The organism is Amycolatopsis sp. NPDC003861, from assembly GCF_053605405.1.
The window spans coordinates 1-5,222 of sequence record NZ_JBSGJD010000412.1 but is presented as its reverse complement, the minus strand read 5'-3'; the positions used below and the strand labels follow the sequence as shown (position 1 = coordinate 5,222).

Sequence of the window (5,222 nt, the reverse complement as noted above, 5' to 3'; positions counted from 1 at the left end):
GCCACCGCGGCGGCCGCGTCCCGCAGCCGGGCCGCCGCCTCCGCCGGGTCCGCCGCCCGCACCAGGCAGTACACCCGGCCCGGCGTCGTCTTCAGCAGCTCGTGCAGCAGGAACGCGCCGAGGTAGCCGGTGGCGCCGGTGAGCAGGACGTCCCGGCCCGGCGCCCGCCGCCGCGACATCGGGGCGAGCGGCAGCTTCAGGTCGGCGTCGACCAGTGCGCCGTGGTCGTCCACTTCGGACGGTTCGGCGGTGCCGTCCGCCAGCTGCGCGCGCACGATCCCGGCCAGCCGCCGCACGGTGGCCCGGCTGCCGCCCGCGCGGTGGACGTTGACCAGCACCCCGTGCCGCTGCTGCAGCCGCAGCGCCATCTGCACCGACAGCAGCGACGTCCCGCCCAGCGCGCCGAACTCCTCGTCGACGCCGACGGTCTCGCGCTCGAACAGCTCGCCCCACAGGGCGGCGATGTCGTCCTCCAGCGATCCCGTCGCCGCCGCCGGCGGTTCGGCCGGGCGGGCGGGCGCGAACACGTCCAGCCGGTCCAGCGGCCAGAACCGCTTGCGCTGGAAGGGGTACGTCGGCAGCGGGACCCGGCGCCCGGTCTCGCCCGCGGCGGCCGCCCAGTCGACGTCGACGCCGTTCAGCCAGGCCGTGGTCAGCAGCTCGTCGAGCTCGCCCGGGTCGTCGGCGAAGATCCGGTGGATCCCGTCCGCCGCTCCGGGGTCCACAGTGGACACGGTGGTGTCCGGCGGGAGGGCGGCGAGCAGGCTGGCAGGCGGCTGCGTCCCGACGACGACCGCCCGGCGCGGCCCCGAGCGGGCGGTGGCGGCCAGAGGGGGCCGGGGCAGCCGCAGGGCCGCGGCGAGCCGGCCGGGCGGGGCCGTCACGACCCGCCGTTCGCCGAACGCGGCCCGGCCGACCCGCAGCGTGTGCGCGATGTCGCCGATCGGGGCGCCCGGCGTGTCGAGCTCGTCGGCGAGCTGCCGCGACAACGCGTCCAGCTCGGCCCGCGTCCGCGCCGAAAGCACGAGCCGGACCGTGTCGCCCGCCTCCGCTGAAGGACGTGCCGGTTCCGGCGGCGCGGCGAGCACCGCGACCGCGTTGGTCCCGCCCACGCCCATCGAGTTCACCAGGACGTGCCGGTCGGCGGCCGGATCGGCGACGCGCTCGGTCGGCACGTGGAACGGGCTCGCGGCCAGCTCGGCCGGGTCGCGCGGGGAGTCGAACGCCGGGTGCGGCGGCAGGACACCGGTGCGGGCGACGTGCACGGCCTTGATGAACCCGGCGATGCCCGCCACCGGGCCGAGGTGCCCGATGTTCGCCATCACCGAACCGAGCCCGCAGTAGCCGGTGTCCGCGGTGCTCAGCCGGAACGCCTTGGCCAGCGCCAGCAGCTCGACGTGGTCCCCCAGCGGGGTGCCGGTGCCGTGCGCCTCCACGTAGCGGACGAGCCCGGCCGGGACGCCGGACACGCGCAGGGCGGCCGCCACGACGTCCGCGACGCCGTCCAGGTTGGGCGCGACGTACCCGAGGCGGTCGCCGCCGTCGTTGCCGACCGCGGTGCCGCGCAGCACCGCCAGCACGGGATCGCCGTCGGCGAGCGCGTCGGCCAGCCGCCGCAGCACGACCACGCCGACGCCCGAGCCGTACGTCGTCCCGCTCGACTTCGCGTCGAACGACCGCACGTACCCGTCTTCCGACACCCACCCGCCCGGGGCCGGCTGGTAGCCGAGCAGCGGGTCGAGCACCGTCGCCCCGCCCGCGAGCACCAGGTCGCTCTCGCCGGACAGCAGGCTGAGCGTGCCGTAGTGCACCGCCGTCAGCGACGACGAGCACCCGGTCTGCACGCTCACCGAAGGCCCGCGCAGACCCAGTTTGTAGGCGGCGCGGGAGGTCATGAAGTCCGCCTGGCCGCCCAAGGTCAGGTCCAGGTCGCCGACCGCGGCGGCGAGGCCTTCGTCACGGACGCGCGCCGCGAACACCGCGGCCGAGTAGTTGCCGGCCGCGCTGCTGGCGAAGACCCCGGTGACCGGGCCGTCCGGGCGCGGCGGGTGTCCCGCCGACTCCAGGGCTTCCCAGCAGGCTTCGAGGAAGATCCGCTGCTGCGGGTCGATGGCGTCGACCTCACGGGCCTTGTAGCCGAAGAACTCGGCGGCGAAGTCGGCCACGCCCGGCAGCGACGCGCCGACCCGGACGAACCCGGGCGCTTCGAGGGCCGCCTCGGAGTGCCCGGCCGCGCGCAGCTGTTCGTCGCTCAGCTCGCGCATCGACACGACCCCGCGCTCGATGTTGCGCCAGTACTGCGCGGGCGTCCAGGCATCGGGGAACCGGCAGCCGACGCCGATGACGGCGATGTCGGTGCTGTTGCCGGCGCTCCGCGCCGGGCCGGGGGCTCCGCCACCCGGACCCCCCGAAGGGATATCGGTCGGAGAGCTCATGCCCGCCCACCGGCTCGGCCGAGCAGCGCACCGCGCGCGGCCGGGCCCGCCGGGGCGGCCACCCGGTCTTCGGCGCCGGCGAGGAACGCCGCCTGCGCGCGGATCGTCGAGTGCCGGAACAGGTCCGACACCCGCAGCTGCCGGTCGGTCAGCTCGCGCAGGTCCTCCCAGAGCATCACGAGCAGCAGCGACGAGCCGCCCGCGTCGAGGAAGTTGCGGTCGAGCGGCAGCGCCGCCGGGTCGGCGAGGTCGAGGATCTCCGCCCACACCGCGCGGACCCGCTCCTCGAGTTCCGTGCCGGTTCCTTCGCTGGTCGTCACTTTTCCTCCAGTGGCCGGGCCGACGGACCGGTGCTGAGGTCCCCGGCGGCGGTGACTATCGCGGCGAGCAGGGTTTCGGCCGTGCCGCGGTCGAACAGGGCGGTCAGCCCGGCGAGCTCGAAGGCCAGGTCACCCGCGTCGTCGACGACGGTGAGCTCGAGCTCGTACTTGATGTGCAGGGGGGCCAGGGGCCGCAGCCGGCCGGGCGGCGGGGTGTCGCGCACGGTCAGGTACACCGGAGTGACCGGCGGCCGGCTGGTGTCGCGGGCAGGGTCCAGCGCGGCCGCGACGGCGTCGAAGCGCGCCAGCGACGTGCCGAACGCGGCCTGGCCCGCCGCGCGGACCCGGCCCAGCAGCTCGGTCCACGACGGGTCGTCCCGCAGGTCGACGCGCAGCAGCAGGGTGTCGACGAACATCCCGACCACCTCCTCGTCGCGGGCCGAGCGGGTCGACCACGGGAAGGCGAGAAGGAAGTCGCGCTGGGAGCCGGTGCGGGCGAGGGCGACGCCGAGCAGGGCCGCGCCGAGCAGGAACGGCGTGCACCCGGCGGCGGTCGCGGCCGCGCGCAGGGCGGCGGACCGCTCGGGACCGAGCGACGCGCGCACCACCAGCGCTTCGGTGCTCTGCTCGGGTGGCCGGGGCCGGTCGTGGGGCAGCTCGACGTCCACCGGTGCCCCGGCCAGCCGCGCGATGACGGCCTCGGTGTCCTGGTCGGCCCCCGCTTCCTCGGCGGGCGAAGGCGGGGTGGCCGGGGCGAGCGGCTCGCCGCGGCCCAGCGCGGCGATCTGCCGCAGCACCAGGTCCATCGACGGCCCGTCGCAGGCGATGTGGTGGGCCACGACGACCAGCAGCACGCCGTCGCGGTGGCGGACGACCTCGGCCCGCGCGAGCGGTCCCGCGGCCAGGTCGAACCCGCGCCAGCAGGCCTCGGCGAGGTGGGCCGCCAGCCGGGCCGCGTCCCACGCCCGCGCGTCGGTCACGGTCACCGGCGGCACCGCGTCACCGGCGCGGACCACGACCCGGCGGCGCTTGCGGTCCAGCCGGAAGGCCGAGCGGAACGCGTCGTGGTGGGCGAGCACCTCGGCGGTGTCGTCCCGCAGCCGATCCGGGTCGGTGCCCGCGGGCAGCTCGAGGACGGCGGGCACGACGTAGGCCTGCCGCAGCCACGGCAGCCGGTCCATGGACCAGAACCGCTGCTGCGCCGCGGTCGCCGGACGCTCCGGCCCGGGCTCGGCCGGCGCCGCCCCCGCCGCGGCGGGGGCCGGTTCGGCGAGCAGGGCCGCCAGCCCGGCCACCGTCGGGTCGGCCAGGAACCGCCGGGCGGACAGGGCCACGCCGGTCTCGTCCTCGATCCGGCGGAGCATGCGCACGACGAGCAGCGAATGCCCGCCCAGGGCGAAGAAGTCCGCCCGGGGCCCGAGCTGCCCCGGTTCCGTCCCCAGCTCGCCCAGCGCGGCGGCGAACAGCTCCGCGGCGCGGTGGTGCGTGCCGGACAACGCCGTGGTGGCAGGCGCTTCCGCCCGCACGGGCTCTTCGGCGGGCGGCTCGGCGGCGAACCGCGAGAGGTCGGCGGCGGGGTCGGCGAGGACCAGCGCCAGGATGTCCACATAGGACTCCAGCAACGCGGCCGCGACCTCGGCGGGGTACCGGCCGGTGTCGTGCTCCAGGCTCACCCGGGCCTCGTCGCCCCTCGGCTCGACGGTGAGCAGGAGGTCGAACTTGGCCGTGCCGGTCGGCAGGATCTCCGGCTGGCCCCAGCGCACCGGGACGTCCGCGGCGGGCCGGGGGAAGTTCTGCAGCGCGAAGGCGACGTCGACGAGCTCGGTCCGGGCGGCCGCGGTGAGCCGGTCGAACGGGATGCGCTGGTGGGTCAGCGCCCGGTAGGCCTCGCCGCGCACCCGGCGGCACAGCTCGGTGAAGCCGGCGCCGTCCGGCACGGCGCACCGCAGCGGCACCGTGTTGACGAAGAACCCCACCAGGTCTTCGACCTCGACCGAACCGCGGTTGGCGGTGATCGCGGCGGCCAGGAACTCCGTGCGCGCCGAGCGCAGCCGCAGCAGCAACTGGAAGGCGGAGAACAGGACGACGAAGGGCGTCAACCGGTGGGCTCGCGCATGGTCCGCCACCGACTGCCACAGCGGCGCGGGCAGAACGGCGACCTGCTCGGCACCGTCGCGGACCACCCGGCGGCCGGGCTCCTTCGGCAGCGCCCCGGCGAGGGTCAGCCCGGCCGGCACTCCGGCCAGTTCGGCCAGCCGCAGCCGGATCCGGTCCGCGGTTTCGGCCGAGCCGGCGTCCGCGGCGTCGCGGCGGGCGAACTCGGCGTACTGCTCGGCGAGCCCGGGCAGCAGCACCGGCCGGCCGTGCACGGCGGCGTCGTAGGCCAGCGCGAGATCGGTGCCGAGCCGGCCGAGCGACCAGCCGTCGAAGGCGATGTGGTGCAGCACCAGCAGTACCGCGTCCTCGG

Annotated in this window: 3 protein-coding genes; all 3 read right to left on the bottom strand. The window is 76.6% G+C overall.

Annotated features, from left to right (window positions below):
- Positions 1–2,435 (bottom strand): beta-ketoacyl synthase N-terminal-like domain-containing protein (locus tag ACWEVN_RS46345; protein WP_452055517.1); only part of this gene is annotated, 2,435 nt, incomplete at its 3' end.
- Positions 2,432–2,755: an acyl carrier protein gene (locus ACWEVN_RS46340; protein WP_176177228.1), complete on the bottom strand. Its 324-nt coding sequence runs from the start codon at positions 2,753–2,755 to the stop codon at positions 2,432–2,434. The genes ACWEVN_RS46345 and ACWEVN_RS46340, both read right to left, overlap by 4 nt.
- Positions 2,752–5,222: condensation domain-containing protein (locus tag ACWEVN_RS46335; RefSeq protein WP_452055516.1), on the bottom strand; the 2,471-nt coding region annotated here is incomplete at its 5' end. The genes ACWEVN_RS46340 and ACWEVN_RS46335, both read right to left, overlap by 4 nt.